We start from the raw sequence: 22,898 nt of genomic DNA, 5'->3' as shown, positions 1-22,898 counted from the left end.
CTCTGCCCTATCGTTGTAGTCGGGAGGACGACGCGATGACCAGCCTGAACCGCCGCCATCTGCTTGCAGCCGGCGCCGCGGCGCTTGCCAGCCCGGCATTGGCCCAGCAGCAGGGCCACGAGCATCACGGCCCGCAATATGAGCGGCTCAGCCAGCCCGGCCGGATCGAGAAACCGCCGCTGGCGGCAACGCAGAACGTCTTCGATTCGCCCGCCCCGAAAGCCGCGATGCCCGGCCGCTGGAGCGCGAAAGCGCCCTTGCCGCTGCCGCGCTCGGAAATGGCCTGGGCGACCGCCTTCGAGGATCGGATGCATGTCGTCGGCGGCTATGGCGAGCAGCGCACCGATCGCCCCTATCACCATGTCTACGAGGGCAAGGCCGACAAATGGCATGACGGTGCGCCCCTGCCGCAGGGCGCCAACCATGTCGGCGTCGCCTTCCTCGACAGCAAGCTCTACGCGATCGGCGGCTTCCTCGAGCAGAACCGCAAGCCGCATCCGCGCTGCTTCACCTATGACCCGAAGGCCGATCGCTGGGCCGAGATCGCCGCCCTGCCCCGCGCCGCCGGCTCGACCGCCGTGGTCGGCCTCGGCGGCGTGCTGCATGTCATCGGCGGCGCCATCGGCGAGACCACCGAGACCAAGCGCTCGATCGATTGGCATCTGGTCTACGACCCCAAGGCCGACCGCTGGAGCGAGCGCACGCCCCTGCCGACCGCCCGCGACCACACCGGCACGCTCGCCATCGGCAACCTGATCCATGTCATCGGCGGGCGCGTCGATTCCTTCCACACCAACTCGAACCTGCACCATTCCTACGATCCGGCGGCGGATAAATGGACGATGCGCACGCCGATGCCGACCGGCCGCTCCGGCCATGGCGCCGTGCTCTATCGCGGCAGGGTCTTCGTCATGGGCGGGGAAGGCACCAACCGCGTCTTCGGCCAGATGGAAGCCTATGACCCCAAGAGCGATGGCTGGGAGCAATATGCGCCGATGCTGACGCCCCGCCACGGGCTGGGCGCGGCGCTGGTCGGCGACGCGATCCATGTCGCCGGTGGCGGCCCGGTCATGGGCGGCGGCGTGCAGAGCGCCGTGCACGAAGCGTTCTCGCTGGGGTGAGGCCGCTCGTTCAGTCCTTCTCAGGCACCTTCAGGATGACGGCCTGATCCGGTCCGATCGCGCGTCCGTCCTCGGTGCGGACATCGAGGCGCACAGATAGGCCGGTCTCACGCTCGACCAGACGCGAGCGCTCCTCCTCCGGCGCAAAGAGATGGCGTTCGCCGAATTGCCGCAGCGCGACCATCACGGGGAAGAGGTCCTTCCCCACCGCCGTCAGGCGATATTGCATGCGCGCGCCGCCGTCGCCCACGGGGACGGTTTCCAGAATGTCGTTCTCCACCAGCGTCTTGAGCCGATCCGTCAGGATGTTCTTGGCGATGCCGAGGCTCTTCTGGAACTCGCCGAAGCGGGTCATCCCGTCAAAAGCGTCACGGACGATCAAGAGCGACCACCAGTCGCCGATCACATCGAGGGAGCGTGCGCTTGGGCAGTAATCGCCCTTGAGGCTCGTGCGGGCGACCATCAGCGCGGCCTCCGCTGGTTTTTGATCCGCGTCGCCATTTTTGGTTGCATGATAAAACCAATATCATTACAGCTCATGTCGGTTTCATTATAAAACCGAACTACCCGGAGTCTACAATGAGATTGATCCAGGACGCGGCGCCTCCGGCGCCCGCGAACGCGAGCGCGCGCGCCCCTGGCGGAGTGTCATCCGCCCCGCAGCGCACCCTGAACAACCGGACGATCCTGCTCTTCGCCGTCGCCAGCGGGCTCGCGGTGGCGAATGCCTATTTCGCCCATCCCCTGCTCGACGTGATGGCGGATGATCTCGGCCTGTCGCGCACGGTCGCCGGGCTGATCGTCGGCGCAACGCAGCTCGGCTACGGACTTGGCCTGCTTTTCCTCGTCCCGCTGGGCGATCTGTTCGACCGCCGCAAGCTCATTGTCGGGCAATCCGTGCTTTCGGTCCTGGCGCTCGCCAGCGTCGGCTTCTCGCAATCGGCCGCGATGCTCCTCGGTTCGATGGCCGCGGTCGGATTGCTGGCCGTCGTCACGCAGGCGCTCGTCGCCTACGCGGCGAGCCTGGCGCGGCCCTCCGAGCGGGGCCACGTGGTCGGCATCGTCACCAGCGGCATCGTGATCGGCATCCTGCTGGCGCGAACCGTCGCCGGCGCCCTGACCGATCTCTCCGGCTGGCGAACCGTCTACTTCGTTTCGGCCGTGCTGACGCTGATGATCGCTTTCCTGCTCTGGAAGGCACTGCCAAGGCAGGAGCGAAGCGCCACCGGCCTCTCCTATGGCCGCCTGATCGCCTCGCTGGTCACGCTGATCATCGAAGAGCCCGTGCTGCTTATCCGCGGCATCATCGCCATGCTGATCTTCGCCAACATCACGACGCTGCTCACGCCGCTCGTCCTGCCGCTGAGCGCGCCACCCTTCTCCTTCTCCCATACGCAGATCGGCCTGTTCGGGCTGGCGGGCGTGGCCGGCGCGCTGGGGGCCACCCGCGCCGGGCGCTGGACCGACCGGGGCCACGGCCAGCGCACGACGGGCATCGCGCTTGGGTTGATGCTGCTGTCCTGGCTGCTGATCGCCCAGTTGGATCGCTCGATCCTCTGGCTGGTCGCAGGCGTTCTGATCATCGATTTCGGGCTCCAGGCCGTCCATGTCACCAACCAGGCGATGATCTACCGGGTCAGGCCGGAAGCGCAGAACCGCCTGACGGCGGCCTATATGGTCTTCTATTCGATCGGCAGTGCCGCAGGCTCGTCGGCATCGACCGTCGCCTACGCCCATGCCGGCTGGACGGGCGTCTGCGCGCTCGGCGCAGCGATCAGCCTGATCGCGCTGCTGTTCTGGGCCATCACGCGCAAGGCCATGCCGGCCGGAGCGACGATGCCGCTTCAGCCATGAAATGAACCATCGACAGGCGTAAGCGGATGATGTCCTGATGCCGGCGACCTGCAACGGGGATTGCCCACCTTGCTTCGCACCCTGATCCTGCTTGCCCTCCTGGCGATCGCGCCGGCCCTGCGCGCCCAGGAGCCGGCCGTCGAACTCACCGGCATCGGCCCCGCGCCGATCCGGCTCTCATCGCAATCCCTCGCCGCCTTGCCCGTGGCCGAGCGCGAGGTCACCTTCGAGACCTCGAAAGGACCGGCGACGCGACGCTACAAGGGCGTGCTGCTCTGGGATGTCCTGCAGGCGAACAAGGCGCTCGATGGCCTGAAGCCCGTCGAGCAATTGAAGAAGACCTTCGTCGTCAGCGCGAAGGACGGCTACCAGATCGCCTTCTCGATCGGTGAAATCCACCCCGATTTCGGCAACCTGCCCCTGATCCTCGTCTCGGCGGTGGACGGCAAGCCGCTGGATGGCGGCTGGCGCCTCGTCGCGCCCGGCGACAAGCGCGGCGCGCGGGCCGTCTACGAGGTCGTGAAGGTCGAATTGCGCTGAGACGGTTGCAATCCCTTTATTGGAAACCATCTGGAAGCGGCGCACGGAGCGCAGCGCGCAACAGGTTTTCATTCGCGTGCTGCCGGGCGCGCCGGCATGCTGGAAGCTGAAACGCGCCGAGGCCGGCCAGCCACCCGCAAGCCGCAACGCGACGAATGGAAGCCGATGAGCCGCCTGGACAGTTTCATTCGCCGCCTCGAGGCACAGCGCACCGTCCTGAACTGGGCCGCAGCCGCGATCCAGGGCCGTGACGGCCTCGTTCTCGAACTGGGCCTCGGCAACGGCCGGACTTACGATCATCTGCGGGAGCTGCTGCCGAACCGCGACATCCACGTGTTCGAGCGGCATCCGCAGGCGAATCCGCAATCGACGCCCCCGGCGCATCTCCTCGTCGTCGGCGATATGGCGGAGACGCTGCCGGCCTTCGCGAACCGGCATGGAGCGGCGGCGGCGCTGATCCATGTCGATGTCACGACCGGCGCACCGGAGCGCGACGCCATCGCCTTCTCATGGCTGCCGGCCCACACAGCGGCATTGGCCCTGCCAGGCGCCATCGTGCTGAGCGGCTGGCCCCTGGCCCACGACCAGCTGGAACCGATGGCATTGCCGCAGGGCGTCCCGGCGGAGCGCTATTTCGCCTATCGGCGAGCCGGTTGAGGCAGGCGCCGCCGGCAAGGCCAGCAGCGCCGTCCGTCACATCCGGAACACGCCGAACTTCGTCTCCGGCACCTCTGCATTGAGCGTCGCGGAAAAGGCGAGCGCCAGCACGCGGCGGGTCTCGGAGGGCAGGATGATGCCGTCGTCCCAGAGCCGCGCCGTGGCGAAATAGGGCGAGCCTTCCTCCTCATACTTGCTGCGGATCGGCGCCTTGAAGGCCTCCTCGTCGGCGGCAGGCCAACTCTTGCCTTCGGCCTCGATATTGTCGCGGCGCACGGTCGCAAGCACGCTCGCCGCCTGCTCGCCGCCCATCACCGAGATGCGCGAATTCGGCCACGTGAACAGGAAGCGCGGCGAATAGGCCCGCCCGCACATGCCGTAATTGCCGGCGCCGAAGGAACCGCCGACCAGCACGGTAATCTTCGGCACGCGCGCCGAGGCCACCGCCGTGACGAGCTTGGCGCCGTCCTTGGCGATACCGCGCGTCTCGACATCGCGGCCGACCATGAAACCGGTGATGTTCTGCAGGAACAGCAGCGGAATCCGCCGCTGGCAGCACAATTCGATGAAATGCGCGCCCTTGACCGCGCTCTCCGAGAACAGGATGCCGTTATTGGCGATGATCCCGACCGGAATGCCGTGGATGCGGGCGAAGCCCGTCACGAGCGTGGTGCCGTAGAGCTTCTTGAACTCGTCGAACTCCGAGCCATCGACGAGGCGCGCGATCACTTCGCGGATGTCGTACTGCTTCTTGAGATCGGTCGGGACCACGGCTTCGAGTTCGGCCGGATCGTAGAGCGGCTCGACCGGCTCGGCGATGTCGATATCCGGCCGCTTCACGCTGTTGAGGTTGCCGGCGATGCGCCGGGCAATGGCGAGCGCATGGGTATCGTCGCCGGCATAATGATCAGCGACGCCCGAAAGGCGCGCATGTACGTCGGCGCCGCCCAGATCCTCGGCCGAGACGACCTCGCCGGTCGCGGCCTTCACCAGCGGCGGGCCGCCGAGGAAGATAGTGCCCTGTTTTCTGACGATCACTGTCTCGTCCGACATCGCCGGCACATAGGCGCCGCCCGCGGTGCAGGAGCCCATCACCACCGCGACCTGCGGAATGCCTTCGGCCGAGAGCGTCGCCTGATTGTAGAAGATGCGGCCGAAATGCTCGCGGTCGGGAAAGACCTCGGTCTGGTGCGGCAGGTTGGCGCCACCGGAATCGACGAGGTAGATACAGGGCAAGCGGTTCTCGCGCGCGATCTCCTGCGCTCGCAGATGCTTCTTCACCGTCATCGGATAATAGGTGCCGCCTTTGATCGTCGCGTCGTTGCAGACGATCATGCATTCGCGGCCGGCGACCCGGCCGATGCCGGCGATCATGCCGGCGGCGTGGACATCACCCTCATACATGCCGAAGGCGGCAAGCGAGCCGATTTCGAGGAAGGCGGAGCCCGGATCGGTCAGGCGCAGCACGCGTTCGCGCGGCAAAAGCTTGCCGCGCGCGGTGTGACGCTCGCGGGACTTGGCATTGCCGCCGAGCGCAGCGGTGGCGCGATGTTGCTGGAGTTCGTCGCGCAATCCGGCCCAGGCCTCGGCATTGGCGCGCGTCTCGGCCGAATTCAGATCGACCTTGCTCTCGATGACAGGCACGGGCGCGCTCCTCGACGACAATCTCTGCCGAGTTTATGGCGCGCCGCGTCGAAAACGCCAACCGGCGCGGACGCACGGACGCGGCCGTGCAAATCCGCGCCGCTGGATCGGCCTATTCCTTCATCTTGTTGATCGAGCCGGTCACGGACGGCGCCGCGACGGCACCGATCGCACCACCGGCAATGGCGCCGATCGGCCCGCCGACGAGCGCGCCGGCGCCCGCGCCGGCCGCGGCACCGGCGATGCGCTGGTCGGTCGTATTGCAGCCTGCGAGCAGCAGGGCGATGCCGCCCGCCAGGAAAAAGTTTCGCATTGTCGTCCCCATCTTCAACCCAACCCCGGTCGAAGATGGCCGCGCCATGGCTAACGGATGGTAAATCCGCCCTGGACGATCAGATTTGGACGGTCGGTCCGAACACGCGCTCGAACGCCTCGCGCAGCACCGAATCGACCTCCGGCATCGTCACCGGCAGGCCGAGATCGACAAGCGAGGTCACACCATGCTGGCTGACGCCGCAGGGCACGATGCCGTCGAAATGCGTGAGGTCCGGCTCGACATTGAGCGAGATGCCGTGGAACGAGACCCAGCGCCGCACGCGGATGCCGATCGCCGCGATCTTGTCCTCGGTTGCGGCGCCCTTGTCCGGCCGGCGCACCCAGACGCCGACGCGATCCTCGCGCCGCTCGCCGCGGATGTTGAAATCGTCGAGCGCGCCGATCAGCCAGCTTTCCAGCGCGGCGACGAAACGGCGCAGGTCCGGCTGGCGCCGCTTCAGGTCGAGCATGACATAGGCCACGCGCTGGCCCGGGCCGTGATAGGTGAACTGCCCGCCCCGCCCGGAGCGGAACACCGGGAAGCGCTCCGGCGCGATCAGATCCTCGTCGCGGGCCGACGTGCCGGCGGTATAGAGCGGCGGATGCTCGACCAGCCAGACGCGCTCGCGCGCCAGCCCGTCCGCGATCAGCCCGGCGCGGGCCTCCATCTCGGCGACCGCCTCGTCATAGCCGACGAGCCCTTCGCTCACGGCCCATTCGACCGGCTCGGACACCTCTTCCGGAAGGAAGGAGACGGCCAGTTCCTCACGCATCTTCACCATGGCTTAACCATGTTCCGTTCAAAGTTTCCGGGCTGGCGACATCATCCGGCACGGCCCTCGCAACGCCTCTTGCGCCCAAAACCGGCAGGCAGGCAAGTTTCGCTGGTCCAATTCTGAAGTAGGGTTCCGGAGACAGAACTTGAAGGCCGATCTCGATCTCGTCCCGGTGGAACTCACGGTGGTTCTCGGCCAGACCGAAATGCCGATCTACAAGCTGCTGCGCCTCGGCCGCGGCGCGATCATCGAGCTGAACACCAGCGAAACCGACGAAGTCCAGATTCTCGCCAACAATCACCCTTTCGCCAAGGGAATCGTTGTGGTCAGCGGCGCCCGAATCTCTGTCGAGATCACCCAGATGCTCAAGCGCCCGACGATCTACACCCTGCAGACCGTCGCCGACGCGGCCTGAATCGGCCCGTCCTGGGGAAAAATCGCGCTTCTGCGTTTTTCCTTCATGACGCTCTTGTGGCGGCGGATTCGATTTGCTAGATCGGCGCCGCTCCCTGGTTGCACCGCCCGCAACCGGAACCGAGCTGCGGTCGTGGCGGAATTGGTAGACGCACTACCTTGAGGTGGTAGCGGGGAGACCCGTGGAGGTTCGAGTCCTCTCGACCGCACCAAATTCGGACAATGTCCAGCGAAAGGCGACCCTCGGGTCGCCTTTCGTGTTTCCGGGCGATGTCAACGATTTCGGCCCGAGCCTTCAGATGTCGCGTCAGCTGCGATTCGCCTCCCGGCGCCGGCGCGCGGCTTCGTTCCGCCCAAGATCAGGCTGACAGGCGGCAGAACTTTGGTAACGTAAACCGCCCGTCAAACATTCCCAGCAATTCTCCGCGACATGAACGCTCGCCGCATGCCCCGTTTCCGTGCCCTGCCCCTTCTGGCCCTCGCCGCCTTCGCGGCGCTCGGCGGCTGCGTGGCGCTCGACAACTACCCGTCGAAGGGCGATGCCCGGCCGCATCCCGGCGTCGCGGCGGCGCATCAGTACCCGATCCACGGCATCGACATCTCGCGCTGGCAGGGCGAGATCGACTGGACCGCCGTCAAGGCGGCCGGCACCCGCTTCGTCTACATGAAGGCGACCGAGGGCGGCGACCATGTCGATCCGACCTTCCGCCGCAACTGGGAAGGCGCCCGCCGCGCCGGCGTCCCGCGCGGCGCCTACCATTTCGTGTTCTGGTGCCGCCCGGCCCATGAGCAGGCGGTCTGGTTCAAGCAGCAGATCCCGAACGATCCCGATGCCCTGCCCCCGGTGCTCGACGTCGAGTGGAACGGCCATTCGCGGACCTGCCCGCAGAAGATCGACCGCGAGCTCGCCCGCGAGAAGATCGCGCTGATGCTGACCGAGCTCGAACAGCTCACCGGCAAGAAGCCGGTGATCTACACCGACATCACCTTCCATCGCGAGGTGCTGGAGGGCCAGTTCAACAACTACCCCTACTGGATCCGCTCGACGGCCGCGCTGCCCGAAACCCGCTACAGCAACCGCCCCTGGGCCTTCTGGCAGTTCACCACCACCGGACGCGTGCCGGGCATCCGCGGCGATGTCGACCGCAACGCCTTCTTCGGCAGCGAGAGCCAGTTCGCCGGCTGGCTGCGCGGCGAGTACGACATCGGCACGCGCCGCTGGGACAAGCGCGAGGGGCCGGCACAGCCTGCGCCCGTCCAGCAGCAGCCGCTGCCTCCTCCGTCGCCCCCCGAGCCGCAGGAGCCGAGCGATGTGCCCGTCGCGCGCATCCCCGGCAGCGTGCCCGCCGTCGCCTCGACCATGCGGGCGGTCGACAACCAGGTCGAACCCGTAGTCCTCGACTGAATGGGCCGGCGAAATCGCGCCGGTTAACCAAGGCTGAAATTCATTCCTAGACTGCGCCGCAATTCTAACCGGCGCTTAACCACGCTCCCCGCATCTGGGCTTGTGATGCGGGAGGAACACATGCCAGCGCGCAAGCTGACCAGCGGACGGATCGGGCTGAAAGCCCTCGCCTTCGCGGCCCTGATGATAGGTCTCGTCGAGCCGGCGCAGGCGCTCTATCCGAAGAAGGGCGACAGCTCGCCCCATCACGGCGTCCGCGATGCGCGGCGCAAGGTGATCCAGGGCATCGACGTCTCTCGCTGGCAGGGCGAAATCGACTGGGCCCGGGTCAAGGATGCCGGCACGCGCTTCGCTTTCATCAAGGCGACCGAAGGCGGCGACCATCTCGATCCGAATTTCAGGCGCAACTGGGCCGAGGCGAAGAAGCATGGCGTCGCCCGGGGCGCCTATCACTTCGTCTGGTGGTGCCGCTCGGCCAAGGATCAGGTGCGCTGGATCAAGAAGCACATCCCGCGCGATCCCGACGCCCTGCCGCCGGTGCTCGACGTCGAATGGCAGAACGACTCGCAATGCACCCGCAAGATCTCGAAGGAGCTGGCCATGGCCAAGATCAACGAGATGCTGAAGGGCCTGCGCGAGCACACCGGCAAGAAGCCGGTGATCTATACCGACATCAATTTCCACGAGGACGTGCTGGAGGGCGAGCTCAACGATCACCCCTTCTGGCTGCGCTCCACGGCGGCGCCACTGGCGAAGCGCTATGAGCGCGACCGCTGGGAATTCTGGCAGTTCACCACCACCGGCCGCGTGCCCGGCATCACCGGGGATGTCGACCGCAACGCCTTCTTCGGCAGCGAGCGCGAGTTCGAGGCCTGGCGCCAGGGCCGCTTCGATATCGGCACGCGCAAATGGCATAGCGGCGAGCCGAAGGTCGCGCAGCGCACGCCGCCGCAAACGCCGGCCGGCCTGCGCGCGCCCAGGGACGCCGGCGGCACCAGGCTGAAATTCGCCCCGCCCGGCCGGATTCCCAACGCGCGCACGGCCGATAACCGCCGCGCCGACGTGACCGGTTCGATCGGCCGGGATTGAGGCACCTTTTGCCGGCTGTCATGCCGCCGTCATATCCGCGGCGCCCTTAGGCGCCGCGCCGCCGGAGAGGTCCGTGGCGACAGCGGAAGCCCGGCATGCTCAGCGATCTCCAATCCCAATCCGGCATCATCTGGGCCTATCGCTTCGATGAGGACGGGCAGCCCACCCGCATCCCGCGCGACGAGATGCCGGAGCTCGCCCCGACCGTGGGTTTCGTCTGGCTCCATCTCGACCTCGTCCATACGCGGGCACAGAGCTGGATCGCCGAGCAGGACCTGCCGGACGCGACGCAGGAAGCCTTCCTCTCGCATGAGCCGCACCAGCGGCTGGACCACTCCGCCAATCTCGCCTGGGGCGTCTCGCACGACCTGATCCGCGACATCGCCGACAAGTCCGAGGATGTCGGCGCCCTGCGCTGGATCATCGGCGAGAGCTTCCTGCTGACCGGGCGGCGCGAGGCGCTGCACTCGATCCGCATGACGGCCGAGGCGCTTGATCGCGGCGAACCGGCCACAAGCCCGGCCGGGCTGTTCGAGCAGATCATCGAATATATCATCGACGACGTCACCGATGCGGTCGTGCGCCTCGTCGATGAGACCGACAGCGTCGAGGACCATATCCTGCTCGACCGCCTGCATGACGGGCCGCAGCGCGTCGGCGCGGTCCGGCGCACCGCAGTGCGGTTGCATCGCCAGCTCAGCGGGCTGCATGTCCTGTTCCGCCGCTTCGCCGAGACCCAGTCCGGCCGCAGCGCGCCCGACGCGGTGAAGGCCGCCGCGACGCGATTGCTCCAGCGGGTCGACGGCCTGCATCACGACGTCCAGTCGGTGCAGGACAGGGCGCGCCTGCTGCAGGACGAGATCGCCGCCCGCTCGGCCAGCCGCACCAACCGGCAGCTCTATGTGCTCTCGCTGCTGACGGCGCTGTTCCTGCCCGCGACCTTCATCACCGGCCTGTTCGGCATCAACGTGAAGGGCCTGCCCTGGGTCGAATCGGAGGCCGGCGCCTTCTTCGTAGCGCTGACATGTCTCGCCGCCGCGCTGCTGACCCTCGTCCTGCTCCGGCGCCGAGGCGTGATCGGGAGCTGAACCTCAGGGTTTGACCAGCGCCGCGGCCGGCCGCTCGCTGATGCGCAGAACATCGAGCACGCCGCCTTCCTCGACCGGCAGGACCTTGTTCGCGGCAAGACCGGTCTGGCTTTCCGGCTCCAGCATCACCGGCAGCAAGGCCGCCAGAGGCTGGTCGAGCCCGATATAGACATCGCCCGGCGCGAGTTGGATCGAGGCCGTCTCGACTGCGTAGGAGCCCTTCACGATCTGGCCTGCACCGGTATCGTCGCCGCGCCCGTCCTCCTTGGCGCCCATCTCGACCTTCACGACCCTGTAGCGCTCGCCCGGCACCGCGGCTGCCCTCGTCACCGTCTCGGTCTTCAATCCCAGACGCTGCAAGGCCTCGATCGCCGCCGTGGCCTTGGCCGGCAGCACGTAACCCGCCGGGCGCGGCCGCATCAGCGTGGGCTCGATATCGAGCGAGGACAGCCATTTCACCTCGACCGGCCGGTCCTGCCCGGTCGCGGGATCGATAAAGGTGAGCGTGCGCTGCTCCGGCTTCTGCCGCGCCGTGACGATGAAGGGCGTTCCCGGCTTGATCGCGGCGACCTCGGCCTCGGCCTTGCGGGTCGCAGCGAGGATATCGGCAGGACGCTGCGCCGCGAGCTTGATCACGGCTTCGGAGGCGATGACATGAGCCTGCACCCGCCGCCCCAGATGAGCCCGGCCGATGCCGATGCCGCGCGTTTCGAGCAGGAGGCTGACCGCATTGCGCAGGCCGGCGATGTTGCGCCCGGTATCGGCGCCGATGCTCCCCATCGCCACCGGCGAGGCCGGGTTCGCGCCATCGGTCGTGTGGTACCATTCATAGGTGACACCCGCCGTCTCGAAGGCCGTCCGCAGCGCCGGCAGCACGACATCGTCCTGGATCTGCTTCAGGGCCGGCGCGAGATTGGGCACCGTCGCCGCCTGGATCATGCCATCGACCTTGACCATCCCGCCGACCTTCTCGACCCAGCGCCCGGCGACCGTGAATTCATGGCAGTCGAGCAGGATGTCGGGGCGGTAGCGCGTGAACAGGTTGGCGATCGCCCGGATTTCCGGCGTGCGCAACTGGGTATGGTCGCGATTCGGATCGACCCCGTTGGCCAGTGCCCGGCGATAGCGATCCGCCCCGTCCGGATTGCCGCGCGGGATGATCACGACATCGATCGCCTCGAGCAGCGGGGCCAGATTGCCCGCTCCGAGCCGCTCCGCCAGCACGAGCATCGCCTCGCCGCCGGCCGGCTCGTTGCCGTGCTGCTGGCCGATCAGCATCACGACGGGCCGCTGGCCCTTGCCAATCGTGTCGAGGCCATGGCGCGAGAACACCAGGGCGGGCATGTCGCGCCCCTCCTGGCTCTTCGCGATGATCGACAGCGTCATCTGCGGCGCACGCTCCTTCAGCGCCGTCAGGAAGGCCATCATCTCGGCCTGGCCGGTGAAATCGGTCTTGCCCGGCGCGAAGGCCGGCGTCGTGAAGGCGACCTGCGGATCGGGATAGCGCTCGGCCACCCCCGGGCTCTCGCGATAAGCGCTCTCCGGCTTGAACTGGGCCAGCGCACCGCCTCCCAGAACGACGGCAAGACCGGCTGCGAGGATGATCCGACCGTTCATGGCGCGCTCCCGCCTGGGATATGGGAGCGCTACCCTAGATCCGCGTGCGAGCGGCCTGCAACAACCTCGACACCGGCAAGCGCTTCAGACTGCGGCAGCGCGGGTGTTCACCTCGACAGTCACATGCGACAGCGTCGGCAGGTCGGCGAGCAAGGCCTTGTAGGTTGCCGGCGGCTTCGGCTCGCCGGTCACGATCGAGACGATGGCGCTGCGATGGCCGGGCCCGACCTGCCAGAGATGGAGATCGGCGACCTCGGCCCCCTCGGCGGCCAGCCGCTCGCCGATGCGCTTCACCAGCGCCTCGTCCGGCACGGTGTCGAGCAGCACGGCACCGGAGCTGCGCAGCAGGCCGATCGACCAATGCGCGATCACGGCAGCGCCGACGATGCCCATCACCGGATCGAGCCAGACCCAGCCGTAGAAGCGCCCGCCGAGCAGCGCCGCGATCGCCAGGATCGAGGTGAAGGCATCGGCGAGGACATGCATATAGGCCGCGCGCAGATTGGTGTCCGCGCCATGCCCGCCATGGGAATGGTGGCCATGGTGGTGATCGTCGTGTCCGTGGTGATGATGGGCGTGGCCATGATGCCCGGTGCCGCCATGGCCGTGGCCGTGATGGTGATGATGGCCGTGCCCGTCCCGGAGCAGCCAGACGCTGGCGAGATTCACCAGAAGGCCGAGCACCGCGATCGCCGTCGCCTGCGTGAAATCGATCGCGACCGGCGCGGCGAGCCGCATCGCCGATTCCCAGCCCACCGCGATGGCGACCAGCATCAGCAGCAAGGCGCTGGCGAAGGCGGCGAGGTCGCCGAGCTTGCCCGTGCCGAAGCTGAAGCGGCGATCATGTGCGTGCTGCCGGGCGAAGCGATAGGCGAAGGCCGCGATGCCGAGCGCTGCCGCATGGGTTGACATGTGCCAGCCATCGGCCACCAGCGCCATCGAGCCGAAGATTGTGCCGGCGACGATCTCGGCGACCATCATCGCGGCCGTCAGGCCGACGACGAGCCAGGTGCGGCGCTCGTGCCGGTCATGCTCGTCGCCGAGGAAGACGTGCTGGTGCTGGGCAGGAAAGCTGGTCGCATCCGACATCGGTTCGCTCCGGATCGTCAGAGATATTTGGTGAGGGCCTTGAGCTCCTCGATCGAGCGGCGCGCCTCCGGCGTCGTCGCCTGGGCATGGTCGAACAGGTGATGCTCGATATGGTCGAAGATCAGCAGCGACTTGACCTTCTCCAGCGCCTTCTCGACCGCCTGCAGCTGCTGCACGACGTCAGGGACGCTCCGGCCCGTCTCGACCATCCCGACGACGGTGCCGAGATGGCCCTGCGCCCGGCGCAGGCGGTTGATGATGTCGGGGTCCATGGCATGGCTCATGGCAACATCCTATCCCCCTGGATAGGATATGCAACAGGCATCGATCGGATGTGATGATGCAACGGCAAGCCGCTGCATCAGGGGGCAGCGGCGATTTCAACTAAGCGACGAACGAAGTTGCTCGGCGAAAGCGAGGCGCGATATTGCCGCCTCGCTTTCGCCGAAGGCACAGGGCGATCAGGCCTGCGCCTTGGCTGCCCGCAGCTGCGCCCGCTTCTCCTCGGCCTTGGCGCCCCAGAAGATCGCGCCGCGGATAAGCAGGAATTCCAGCACGAGAATGCTGACGAACGCCCCGGCGATGAGCATCTGATCGCTGCTGCGATAGCGCGCGATGCTCGCGATGCCGCCTGGCATGGAGCCGGCGATGACGAGCACGAAGACGGCCTGCAGAACGAAGGTCGCGAGCGCGCAGAGCAGCGCGACCGACCAGGCACGGCCGGATGGCGGGCGAGCCTGCTCGCGCCTGAACCAGACCTGCCCCGTCCATGAGGCGGCGCTCCAGATCAGAATGAGGCCCAGCGCCCCCGTGCTGCCCGGCGATTGCTTGAGATAGGATTCAAGCAACAGGAACGCGATGTTGAGGACGATCACGCCGGCGACGAGAAAGGCGCTGAAGCGCAGAACGAGGGCCCCGTTGGATAGGGGCGATACGGTCGATGGCTGAGACATTCGGGAGCTCCGGATAGGCATGGTCCGCCTTGCGGCTACGCTGGCCGGCCGGGCGGGTAAAGCCCGGGCGCTGCATAGGGGGCCGGCATCGCCAAGAGCCGGCCCGTGCGAATCCTCGCAAGCAGCCCTCTGCTCGGCTCGGCCTGACACCGGCATTCCCGATCTGTAAGCTCGCGGCAAAGCAGCCCCAATCCGGGCTGCACAAAACCGTTCGACCCGGGAGGACATCATGCTCGCCAACGCGCCGCGCCCGTTCAATTTCGACCTCGGCGAGACCGCCGACGCGATCCGCGACACCGTCCATGCCTTCGCGCAGGAGAAGATCGCCCCGCGTGCCGAGGAGATCGACAAGACCAACCAGTTCCCGCGCGATCTGTGGCCGGAAATGGGCGCGCTCGGCCTGCACGGCATGACGGTCGAGGAGGAATATGGCGGCACCGGCCTCGGCTATCTCGAGCACTGCATCGCGGTCGAGGAAGTCTCGCGCGCCTCGGCCTCGGTCGGCCTCTCCTACGGCGCCCATTCGAATCTCTGCGTCAACCAGATCAGCCGCAACGGCAACGAGGCGCAGAAGCGGAAATACCTGCCGAAGCTGATCTCCGGCGAGCATGTCGGCGCGCTTGCCATGTCCGAGCCGGGCTCGGGTTCGGACGTCGTCTCGATGCGCACCCGCGCCGACAAGAAGGGCGACCGCTACGTCCTCAACGGCAACAAGATGTGGATCACCAACGGCCCGATCGCCGAGACGCTGGTCGTCTACGCCAAGACCGACCCGGAAGCCGGCCCGCGCGGCATCACGGCCTTCCTGATCGAGAAGGGCATGAAGGGTTTCTCGACCCACCAGAAGCTCGACAAGCTCGGCATGCGCGGCTCGGACACCTGCGAGCTCGTCTTCCAGGATTGCGAGGTGCCGGAGGAGAACGTGCTCGGCACCGTCGGGCGCGGCGTCAATGTTCTGATGTCCGGCCTCGACTACGAGCGCGTCGTGCTGGCAGCCGGCCCGCTCGGCATCATGCAGGCGGCGCTCGACGTGGTCATGCCCTATGTCCACGAACGCAAGCAGTTCGGCCAGTCGATCGGCGAATTCCAGCTCGTGCAGGGCAAGGTCGCCGACATGTATGTCGCGATGAATTCCTGCCGCGCCTATGTCTATGCCGTCGCCAAGGCCTGCGACCGCGGCGAGACCACCCGCGAGGACGCGGCCGGCGCCATCCTGATCGCGGCCGAGAAGGCGACGCAGGTCGCGCTCGATGCGATCCAGCTCCTCGGCGGCAACGGCTATATCAACGACTACCCGACCGGCCGCCTGCTGCGCGACGCCAAGCTCTACGAGATCGGCGCCGGGACGAGCGAGATCCGGCGGATGCTGATCGGCCGGGAGCTGTTCAACAAGACGAAGTAGAACGAAAACGACAGCCGCGCCGTCATCCCGGACAAGCGGCGAAGCCGCGCCGATCCGGGATCCATCGAAAGGAACTGCGCTCTACGATGGATCCCGGATCTCCGCTTCGCTACGTCCAGGATGACGACGCGCCTCCCGAGCAACCGCGTCAAACGGCCGAGCTTCCCCGATGCCTCTCTACTTCGCCTACGGCCTCAACATGGACCCGGTCGGGATGGCCGAGCGCTGCCCGAAGGCGCGCCCGCTCGGCCCGGCCCGCCTGCCGCGCCACCGCTTCATCGTCACGCGCGACGGCTATGCCTCGGTGATCCGCGATCCCCGCGAGGAGGTCCATGGCGTGCTCTGGGACTGCTCGCTCAGCGACATGCGCGTCCTCGACAAGTTCGAGGAGCTGGCCAGCGGGCTTTATGTGAAGATCAGCCAGCCGGTGATCGTGCCGGGCGGCGCCAAGCGCGCGCTGATCTATATCGGCCGCTCGGGCGATCCCGGGCGCCCAAAGCCCGGCTACATGGAAGCCGTCATCGCCGGGGCAAAACATTTCGGTCTGCCAGAGACTTACGTCACTGGCTTGAATCGCTTTCTGACCAAGCCGAATCTCGATCTGAAGGGCTTGAATCAGGATGCGAGCGCGTCGCTGCCGCCCGGCCCGGTGAAGGGCGTGCGGCCAAGGGCGCTGGCGCCGAAGTAAGCCTGCCCTTCTCCCCTCGGGGGAGAAGGTGGCTCGGCGAAGCCGAGACGGATGAGGGCGGAACCGCAACGGCAATAAAGAAAAGGGCCGCTCGCGCGGCCCTTCCCTCATCCGTCTGCTTTGCAGACACCTTCTCCCCCAAGGGGAGAAGGAATCTACGCCGCCAGCCCCTTGGCCAGCTCGCTGACCTGCTTCTCGAACAGCGCGCGATAGGCGCCGTCCGGACGGGTCAGCAGGGCCTCGTGCGGCCCTTCCTCGATCACCCGGCCGCGATCGAAGACCAGGATGCGGTCCATGGCGCGGACCGTCGAGAGACGGTGCGCGATCACGATCGTGGTGCGGCCTTCCATCAGGCGCTCGATCGCCTGCTGGATCAGTGCCTCCGATTCCGAATCGAGGCTCGAGGTCGCCTCGTCCAGGATCAGGATCGGCGCATCGGCCAGGAAGGCGCGGGCCAGCGCGACACGCTGGCGCTCGCCGCCCGAGAGCTTGATGCCGCGCTCGCCGACGAGCGTGGCGTAGCCCTTGGGCAGGCGCATGATGAACTCATGCGCGTTGGCGAGCTTCGCCGCCTGCTCGACCTGCGCCAGGCTCGCGCCCGGCCGGCCATAGGCGATGTTCTCCGCCAGCGAGCGGTGGAACAGCACCGGCTCCTGCTGCACGATCGCGATCTGCTGGCGCAGCGACGCCTGCGTGACACCGGCGATATCCTGCCCGTCGATCGCGATGCGGCCCGAGGTCACGTCGTACAGCCGCTGCACCAGCTTGACGAAGGTCGTCTTGCCGGAGCCCGAGCGGCCGACGAGGCCGACCTTCTCTCCGCCACGGATGGTCAGCGAGAAGTCGCGGTAGAGCGGATCGTGATGGCCTCCGTAATGGAAGGTCACGTTCTCGAAGGCGATCTCGCCCGCGGTCACGCCCATCGCCACCGCGCCCTTCCGGTCCGGCACGCCATAGGGAAGATCGTGCATCCAGACGAGCTCCTCCATGTCGTTGACCGAGCGCTGCAGGTTATGGACGTGCTGGCCGACATCGCGCAGATAGCCATGCACCACCGCATAGGCCGTCAGCACGAAGGCGACATCGCCGGGCGAAGCCTGCCCGTTCGCCCAGAGCCAGATCACGAGGCCGATCACCGCCGCGCGCAGCGCCAGGAGCACGACGTTCTGGCCGGTGCCCGACCAGGTGCCGCGAATCCACGCGCGCCGCGTCCGCAGGCTCCACTTGGAGACGACCGTCGCCAATCGCAGGTCCTCGCGGGCCTCGCCGCCATAGGCCTTCACCACCGGGTTGCAGGTGATGGCATCGGCCAATGCGCCGCCCAGGCGCGTGTCCCAGGCGTTGCCGAGCCGCGCCGCCGGCGCGACGAAGCGCAGCGACAGCGCCAGCGTCAGCCCGATATAGGCCAGCGCACCCAGCGCCACGACGAGGCCCATCGCCGGCCAGTGCCAGGCCAGCACCGCCGTCATGCCGAGCAGGATGACCAGCGAGGGCAGGAGCGCGATCAGGACCGTGTCGGTCAGCAGGTCGAGCGCCCACATCCCGCGCGTGATCTTGCGCACCGTCGAGCCCGCGAAATTATTCGCGTGCCAGTCAGTCGAGAAGCGCTGCAGGCGTGCGAAAGCCTCCTGCGAGACGTCGCTCATCGTGCGCAGCGTCATCACGGTGATGCCGGTGAAAGCGAAATGCCGCCCGATCACCATGATGGCGGCGAGCACCATCATCGCGCCGAGCGCCCAGAGCGCCGCTTCCGCGCCGCCCGAGGTGGCACCGCCCGATACCGCATCGACGAGACGGCCGGCATAGACCGGCGTGAACAGCTCGGCGAGCGTGGCGACGATCGTGACGCCAGCAACCCAGGCGACCTGCCCGGGCTGGCGCGCCCAATGCTTGAAAGTGAAGCCGAGAACGGCCCGGAGCGGCTCGCGCCGCCCGGTTTGAGTATCGTGAGACATAGCGTCATTCGGCGCCGAGACGGCCGCCGACTCCGAAATCAGGCGAAGACGACGGCGCGCGCCGGCTTCGGCAATGAAAGATAGAAGTTGGAAAAAGGCTCAGGAGGCTACCCGGAGGCGGGCCTCGTGCGAGACCGACCTAGTGCCGGGTTGGTCGCATGGGAGTGGCTGCGGTGTTGATGAATTTCATTCAGCCCTCCCTTTCTTGAGTTGGAGCCAAGGCAAAGGAAGATGCCTGATTGTTGGGCAGCGCGCAAGCCTGCCTCTCATGCAATGGCTGCACGAGGCGTCTTCGCCCAATTCAAGGCAGAGTTGTACGCCGGCTTACCAGAACAGCGCCAGAAGCCGGACCGCGATCACCAGCAGGAAGGCGGCGATGATCGTGCCGAGCACCTGCTGGCGCTTGGCATGATTGGGCCAACGCCGGGCGAGCAGCTTGCCCAGCGGCTTGCGGAAGATGAAAGCCGCGACCAGCAGAACGATGATGACGTGGGACAAGGTTTAGGTCTCAGCCCTTCTTGTCGGCCGGGGCCGTACCGACCGGCGCACCGGCCTTCTTCCAAGCGCCGAACCCGCCGGCCACATGCGCGACCGGCTTCAGCCCCATCTCCTGCGCGGCCTGCGCGGCGAGCGCCGAGCGCCAGCCACCACCGCAGAAGAAGACGAAACGCTTGTCCTGCTGGAAGACCGCCTTGGCATAGGGGCTTTCTGGATCGATCCAGAATTCCAGCATGCCGCGCGGACAATGGAAGGCGCCGGGCATCCGCCCTTCCCGCTCCAGCTCGCGCGGATCGCGCAGATCGACGAAGACCACGGCGTCGTTCCCGTGCAGCGCCTGCGCCTCTTCCACGGACAAAGTCTCGATCCGGCTCTCGGCCTCCGCGACCAGTGCCTTGTAGCCCTTGGTGATGGTCTGCGGCATGGCGAACGCCCTCCCCGATTCCGGCCGCACCGTGGCGGCTCGCCGGTGCAGCGTCAATGCCGTCCGGCTTGTCGTCCGCACGGCTTCGTCAGAAGCTGCTTGCCTCTCCGGCTCCCGAAATGGCAGAGCGGCAACATGCTCGGTTTCAGCAATCTGGATGTCATCGCGTTCGCGTTCTTCGCCGCCTCCTGGATCGGCTACCACTATGCCGTCGAGCTAGGCCCGCACGCCGCCCGAACGCTAAACATGCGGATGAATCTGCGCCGCGCCCGCTGGATTCGCGAGGCGGCTGGCCGGGAGGTGCGGATCGTCGACACGCAAGTGATGGGCGGCCTGCAGAACGGCACCGCCTTCTTCGCCTCGACCTCGCTGCTCGCGATCGGCGGCACGCTCGCCCTGCTGAACGCCACGGATCGCGCGGTCGCCATCTTCAGCGACCTGCCCTTCGTGCCGGTGACCCTGCGCTCCGTCTGGGAGGTGAAGATCATCGGGCTCGTCGGCATCTTCGGCTACGCCTTCTTCAAGTTCGCCTGGGCCTACCGGCTGTTCAACTACTGCGTCATCCTGCTCGGCGCCCTGCCGCCGTTCGACAGCAAGGACGAGCAGGCGATGGCCCATGCCGTGCACGAGACGATCGAGATGAACATCGCCGCCGGCCGGCATTTCAACCGCGGCCAGCGCGCCTTCTTCTTCGCGCTCGCCTATCTCGGCTGGTTCCTCGGCCCGATCACCTTCATCGGCTTCACAGCTGCGGTGCTGGTCGCCATGTATCGCCGCCAGTACGCCTCGGACGCTGCCCGCGTCTTCACTTATCCGAGCCAATCATGAGCACCGAACCCGAGGCGATCGAGAGCGCGATCCTCGACCTGCTGGCCCAGCGCGAAGCCGGCCTGACGATTTCACCGATGGATGTCGCCCGCCGCCTCGGCGGCGACCATCCCGACGGCTGGGGCCCCTTGATGCAGCCCGTGCGCCGCGCCGCCGTGAAGCTGATGAAAGAAGGCCGGCTCGTCATCACCCGCAAGGGCCGCCCGGTCGATCCCGACGATTTCCGCGGCGTCTATCGGCTGGTGCTGCCGGCCACGGCCTGATCACGGCGCTGGGAAGAGCTCGTCGGTATAGCCCGCGAGCCGATACGCGACGAGGCCGACCCATTCCTTGAAGCCGTTATCGGCGATTTCGAGCGCGCGCGGGGCGCGGCTGTAGGGCCGGATGAAATCGCTCGGCTCGCCGCTCGACCAGAAATCGACCGGGAAGGCCTCGACCGCGAAGCCGGCCTTGCGGAAGACGCCGATCGAGCGCGGCATGTGCCAGGCCGATGTCACCAGGAGCCAGCGCTCGCCGGGCTTGGGATCGACGAGCCTGCGGGTGAAGGCGGCGTTCTCGCGCGTGTTGCGTGACTTGTCTTCGAGGATGAGCCGGCCGGGATCGAGCCCCAGCCCTTCCAGCAGCAGCTTCGCGCCATCCGCCTCGGTCACCGTCGCTTCCGAGATCAGGTTGGGGGCCCCGCCGGTGAAGACGACCTTCGCCTGCGGATGCAACCGCGCCAGTTCCACCGCCTTGGTCATGCGCGCCGCCGAGGAATTCATCGCGATATCGCCGCGCGCCAAGCCGATCGCGCCGCCGAGCACGACGATGCCGGCGACCGGCGTCTTGCGGACATCCTGCTGCGGGAAGCGGTCCTCCAGCGGTCTCATGACAGCGCGCGGCAGCGGGCTGAACGCCATCAGGCCAAGCGCGGTGATCGAGATCAACCCGACCCAGCGCGCCGGCCGCGCAAAGCGCGTGAAGGCGAGCAGCGCCGAGAGGCCTGCAAGCAGGATGGCGAGATTGACCGGCGACAGGACGAACCAGACGAGTTTTGAGAGAACGAAGAACATCGAGGGCCCGGACCGATAGGAGACCCTCAAGTCCTACGGGGAAATGCTGACGGCTTTCTGAACCGGGACATCCCGGATCCCCTCTTTCGATCCTCAGCCCTCATCCTGAGGAGCCATTTCGTCAGAAATGGCGTCTCGAAGGATGCTTCAGGAAGCGCGGGCTCCCTCTGGAGCATCCTTCGAGACGCCGCTACGCGGCTCCTCAGGACGAGGGCTGAACTTGGTCAAGCGCAATCAGCGAATGATCTGCGGCGGCGATTGCGGGCGGCGCCCGCCGGCTTGCGGCAGGGCCTTGGCGAGTTCGATCGCGCGGCCAGCGACTTCGCGCAATTCGCAGCCGGCCTGTCGTCCGGCTTGCAGCGCCTCGCGCTGGGTCGCGCCATAGAAGGCGCATTTCTGGGTGACATAGCTTTCCCAGGCGAGCTGCAGCGCCGCGAGCCTGCTACGCTGGCCGGCGTCCAGCGCGCGGCCCGTCACCTGCAAGGCAAGCGTCAGGCGCTCGCGCCAGGCCGCTTCCTCGCGCCGGGCGCAGGCAGCCTCGGCTCCGCGTTGATCGTTGCTGGCGGCGCGCACGCAGGCGACAGCCACCGTGCCGATGCAGGCCGATTGCGCGGCTCCCGCATCGCGCAGGCAGCCGGAGAGCGCCGCGAGATCGGTCCGCAGCGTCGGCGACGTTTGTGCCACCGCAGGCTCGGTCGCAGCGAGGCTGCACAGAAGCAGGATCGTCCGAAAAGCGCTCATGCCGCCATCATGCCAGCGGCACCGCATTGATCAAGCAGGTCGTTGCGACCTCACGCGATCGGCAACGGCAGCGCAGGCTGTGCGGCCGGCCGCGCGAAGACCGCTTCGTACCAGCGCTGCACCCGCGGCCGCGCGATCCGCTCGACCGGCATGTTGAGCCAGCGATGCGCGCCGCAGCCAACCGCGATATCGGCCATGCCGAAGCGCTCGCCCGCCAGGAACGGCCGATCGGCCAGTTGCGCCTCGAGGATGGCCATCAGCGCCTCGGCACGGGCCACGCCGTCGGCGATGACCTTCGGCTCGGTGAAAGCCGGCACCTTGCGCACCACGCCCCAAAGCACGGGCGCGAGAGCCGGCTGCAATTCGGACTGCATCCAGTCGATCCAGCGATCGGCCAGCACACGCTTCGCCGGGTCCTCCTCCCAGAGCAGGCCAGAGGCATAGCGGGCCGCGAGGTAGCGCAGGATGCTGCTCGACTCCCACATGACGAGTTCGCCGTCGCGCAGCACTGGAATCTGCCGGTTCGGGTTCATCGCCGCGAATTCGGGGGTGTCGAGCCCGCCGAAAGGCCCGCCGGCATCGATACGCTCAAAAGCCTGCCCGGCCTCGCCCGCGGCCCAGACCACCTTCTGGACGTTGATCGAGCTCAACCGCCCCCAGATCGTCAGCATGCAATCCTCCGGATCGTCATGCTCGCCCTTGTGGCGAGCATCCACGTCTTGAACATGACTTGGACCGGCGAAGACGT

Annotated in this window: 25 protein-coding genes, 1 tRNA gene and 1 pseudogene; 13 read left to right on the top strand and 14 right to left on the bottom strand. The window is 67.2% G+C overall.

The features are described 5' to 3' along the window. Positions 1-35: 35 nt before the first annotated feature. Complete coding sequence (locus tag WFK61_RS14100; protein ID WP_336812615.1) at positions 36-1,121, top strand: Kelch repeat-containing protein; 1,086 nt, start codon at positions 36-38, stop codon at positions 1,119-1,121. 10 nt (positions 1,122-1,131) lie between these two features. Here WFK61_RS14100 and WFK61_RS14095 read toward each other — a convergent pair whose 3' ends face one another. Then, a complete protein-coding gene (locus tag WFK61_RS14095; protein ID WP_336812613.1) occupies positions 1,132-1,584 on the bottom strand; it encodes a winged helix-turn-helix transcriptional regulator in 453 nt (150 codons plus the stop codon). Between the two features lie 116 nt (positions 1,585-1,700). Here WFK61_RS14095 and WFK61_RS14090 point away from each other — a divergent pair, with 116 nt between their 5' ends. The 3 genes from WFK61_RS14090 to WFK61_RS14080 all read left to right on the top strand — a co-directional run bounded on the left by WFK61_RS14090 (position 1,701) and on the right by WFK61_RS14080 (position 4,172). After that, positions 1,701-2,975, top strand: a complete 1,275-nt coding sequence (locus WFK61_RS14090; protein WP_336812612.1) for an MFS transporter — start codon at positions 1,701-1,703, stop codon at positions 2,973-2,975. Between the two features lie 69 nt (positions 2,976-3,044). Further along, a complete protein-coding gene (locus WFK61_RS14085; protein WP_336812610.1) occupies positions 3,045-3,515 on the top strand; it encodes a hypothetical protein in 471 nt (156 codons plus the stop codon). 165 nt (positions 3,516-3,680) lie between these two features. Further along, complete coding sequence (locus WFK61_RS14080; RefSeq protein ID WP_336812608.1) at positions 3,681-4,172, top strand: class I SAM-dependent methyltransferase; 492 nt, start codon at positions 3,681-3,683, stop codon at positions 4,170-4,172. 36 nt (positions 4,173-4,208) lie between these two features. On the opposite strand, the gene WFK61_RS14075 is transcribed toward WFK61_RS14080, so the two are convergent. The 3 genes from WFK61_RS14075 to lipB form a co-directional block, all read right to left on the bottom strand. Next, positions 4,209-5,816 (bottom strand): carboxyl transferase domain-containing protein, encoded by a 1,608-nt coding sequence (locus WFK61_RS14075; RefSeq protein ID WP_336812606.1) that lies wholly within the window; start codon positions 5,814-5,816, stop codon positions 4,209-4,211. A gap of 112 nt (positions 5,817-5,928) precedes the next feature. Then, positions 5,929-6,129, bottom strand: a complete 201-nt coding sequence (locus tag WFK61_RS14070; RefSeq protein WP_336812604.1) for a hypothetical protein — start codon at positions 6,127-6,129, stop codon at positions 5,929-5,931. 79 nt (positions 6,130-6,208) lie between these two features. Continuing rightward, on the bottom strand, positions 6,209-6,913 hold the full coding sequence (gene lipB / locus WFK61_RS14065) for a lipoyl(octanoyl) transferase LipB (RefSeq protein ID WP_336812602.1): 705 nt from the start codon (positions 6,911-6,913) through the stop codon (positions 6,209-6,211). 139 nt (positions 6,914-7,052) lie between these two features. Here lipB and WFK61_RS14060 point away from each other — a divergent pair, with 139 nt between their 5' ends. The 5 genes and pseudogenes from WFK61_RS14060 to WFK61_RS14040 all read left to right on the top strand — a co-directional run bounded on the left by WFK61_RS14060 (position 7,053) and on the right by WFK61_RS14040 (position 10,903). Further along, positions 7,053-7,322, top strand: coding sequence for a FliM/FliN family flagellar motor switch protein (locus tag WFK61_RS14060; protein WP_257735169.1), 270 nt, complete (start codon positions 7,053-7,055; stop codon positions 7,320-7,322). Between the two features lie 126 nt (positions 7,323-7,448). Next, positions 7,449-7,533, top strand: a tRNA-Leu gene (locus WFK61_RS14055). Between the two features lie 218 nt (positions 7,534-7,751). Next, positions 7,752-8,525, top strand: a pseudogene (locus WFK61_RS14050) (glycoside hydrolase family 25 protein); the annotation flags it as partial. 321 nt (positions 8,526-8,846) lie between these two features. After that, entirely contained in the window at positions 8,847-9,815 is a 969-nt protein-coding gene (locus tag WFK61_RS14045; RefSeq protein WP_336812597.1) for a glycoside hydrolase family 25 protein, read from the top strand. 95 nt (positions 9,816-9,910) lie between these two features. Next, positions 9,911-10,903: a CorA family divalent cation transporter gene (locus WFK61_RS14040; protein WP_336812595.1), complete on the top strand. Its 993-nt coding sequence runs from the start codon at positions 9,911-9,913 to the stop codon at positions 10,901-10,903. A 3-nt stretch (positions 10,904-10,906) separates the two neighbouring features. Here WFK61_RS14040 and WFK61_RS14035 read toward each other — a convergent pair whose 3' ends face one another. The 4 genes from WFK61_RS14035 to WFK61_RS14020 form a co-directional block, all read right to left on the bottom strand. After that, the gene (locus WFK61_RS14035; RefSeq protein WP_336812593.1) at positions 10,907-12,520 is read right to left on the bottom strand and encodes a M14 family metallopeptidase; all 1,614 of its coding nucleotides are present in this window, start codon (positions 12,518-12,520) and stop codon (positions 10,907-10,909) included. An 84-nt stretch (positions 12,521-12,604) separates the two neighbouring features. Then, entirely contained in the window at positions 12,605-13,609 is a 1,005-nt protein-coding gene (gene dmeF / locus WFK61_RS14030) for a CDF family Co(II)/Ni(II) efflux transporter DmeF (RefSeq protein WP_336812591.1), read from the bottom strand. A 17-nt stretch (positions 13,610-13,626) separates the two neighbouring features. Continuing rightward, entirely contained in the window at positions 13,627-13,893 is a 267-nt protein-coding gene (locus WFK61_RS14025) for a metal-sensing transcriptional repressor (protein WP_113254115.1), read from the bottom strand. A gap of 177 nt (positions 13,894-14,070) precedes the next feature. Continuing rightward, the gene (locus WFK61_RS14020; RefSeq protein ID WP_336812589.1) at positions 14,071-14,562 is read right to left on the bottom strand and encodes an ABZJ_00895 family protein; all 492 of its coding nucleotides are present in this window, start codon (positions 14,560-14,562) and stop codon (positions 14,071-14,073) included. A 229-nt stretch (positions 14,563-14,791) separates the two neighbouring features. Here WFK61_RS14020 and WFK61_RS14015 point away from each other — a divergent pair, with 229 nt between their 5' ends. Continuing rightward, positions 14,792-15,964 (top strand): isovaleryl-CoA dehydrogenase, encoded by a 1,173-nt coding sequence (locus WFK61_RS14015; protein ID WP_306223973.1) that lies wholly within the window; start codon positions 14,792-14,794, stop codon positions 15,962-15,964. 169 nt (positions 15,965-16,133) lie between these two features. Beyond that, entirely contained in the window at positions 16,134-16,652 is a 519-nt protein-coding gene (locus WFK61_RS14010; protein ID WP_336812585.1) for a gamma-glutamylcyclotransferase family protein, read from the top strand. Positions 16,653-16,807: 155 nt separating this feature from the next. Here WFK61_RS14010 and WFK61_RS14005 read toward each other — a convergent pair whose 3' ends face one another. From WFK61_RS14005 to WFK61_RS13995, 3 genes are all read right to left on the bottom strand, one after another. Then, on the bottom strand, positions 16,808-18,607 hold the full coding sequence (locus WFK61_RS14005) for an ABC transporter ATP-binding protein (protein ID WP_336812583.1): 1,800 nt from the start codon (positions 18,605-18,607) through the stop codon (positions 16,808-16,810). Between the two features lie 324 nt (positions 18,608-18,931). Further along, the gene (locus WFK61_RS14000; protein WP_336812581.1) at positions 18,932-19,105 is read right to left on the bottom strand and encodes a hypothetical protein; all 174 of its coding nucleotides are present in this window, start codon (positions 19,103-19,105) and stop codon (positions 18,932-18,934) included. 10 nt (positions 19,106-19,115) lie between these two features. Continuing rightward, a complete protein-coding gene (locus WFK61_RS13995) occupies positions 19,116-19,529 on the bottom strand; it encodes a rhodanese-like domain-containing protein (RefSeq protein WP_336812579.1) in 414 nt (137 codons plus the stop codon). Between the two features lie 135 nt (positions 19,530-19,664). On the opposite strand from WFK61_RS13995, the gene WFK61_RS13990 reads away from it, so the two are divergent. Both WFK61_RS13990 and WFK61_RS13985 read left to right on the top strand, forming a co-directional pair. Further along, on the top strand, positions 19,665-20,357 hold the full coding sequence (locus WFK61_RS13990) for a DUF599 domain-containing protein (RefSeq protein WP_336812577.1): 693 nt from the start codon (positions 19,665-19,667) through the stop codon (positions 20,355-20,357). Continuing rightward, positions 20,354-20,620: a DUF3253 domain-containing protein gene (locus WFK61_RS13985; RefSeq protein WP_336812575.1), complete on the top strand. Its 267-nt coding sequence runs from the start codon at positions 20,354-20,356 to the stop codon at positions 20,618-20,620. Before WFK61_RS13990 ends, WFK61_RS13985 begins: the two co-directional genes overlap by 4 nt. Here WFK61_RS13985 and WFK61_RS13980 read toward each other — a convergent pair whose 3' ends face one another. The 3 genes from WFK61_RS13980 to WFK61_RS13970 all read right to left on the bottom strand — a co-directional run bounded on the left by WFK61_RS13980 (position 20,621) and on the right by WFK61_RS13970 (position 22,866). Further along, the gene (locus WFK61_RS13980) at positions 20,621-21,409 is read right to left on the bottom strand and encodes a YdcF family protein (RefSeq protein WP_336812573.1); all 789 of its coding nucleotides are present in this window, start codon (positions 21,407-21,409) and stop codon (positions 20,621-20,623) included. It lies immediately after the preceding gene. Positions 21,410-21,643: 234 nt separating this feature from the next. After that, positions 21,644-22,150, bottom strand: coding sequence for a lysozyme inhibitor LprI family protein (locus WFK61_RS13975; protein WP_336812571.1), 507 nt, complete (start codon positions 22,148-22,150; stop codon positions 21,644-21,646). A 50-nt stretch (positions 22,151-22,200) separates the two neighbouring features. Then, positions 22,201-22,866, bottom strand: coding sequence for a glutathione S-transferase family protein (locus WFK61_RS13970; protein ID WP_336812569.1), 666 nt, complete (start codon positions 22,864-22,866; stop codon positions 22,201-22,203). Positions 22,867-22,898 lie beyond the last annotated feature (32 nt).

Source organism: Allobosea sp. MMO-172, assembly GCF_037147855.1.
GTDB lineage: Bacteria > Pseudomonadota > Alphaproteobacteria > Rhizobiales > Beijerinckiaceae > Allobosea.
Note: the sequence above shows the minus strand (reverse complement) of the source record. Positions and strands in the feature narration are given on the sequence as shown.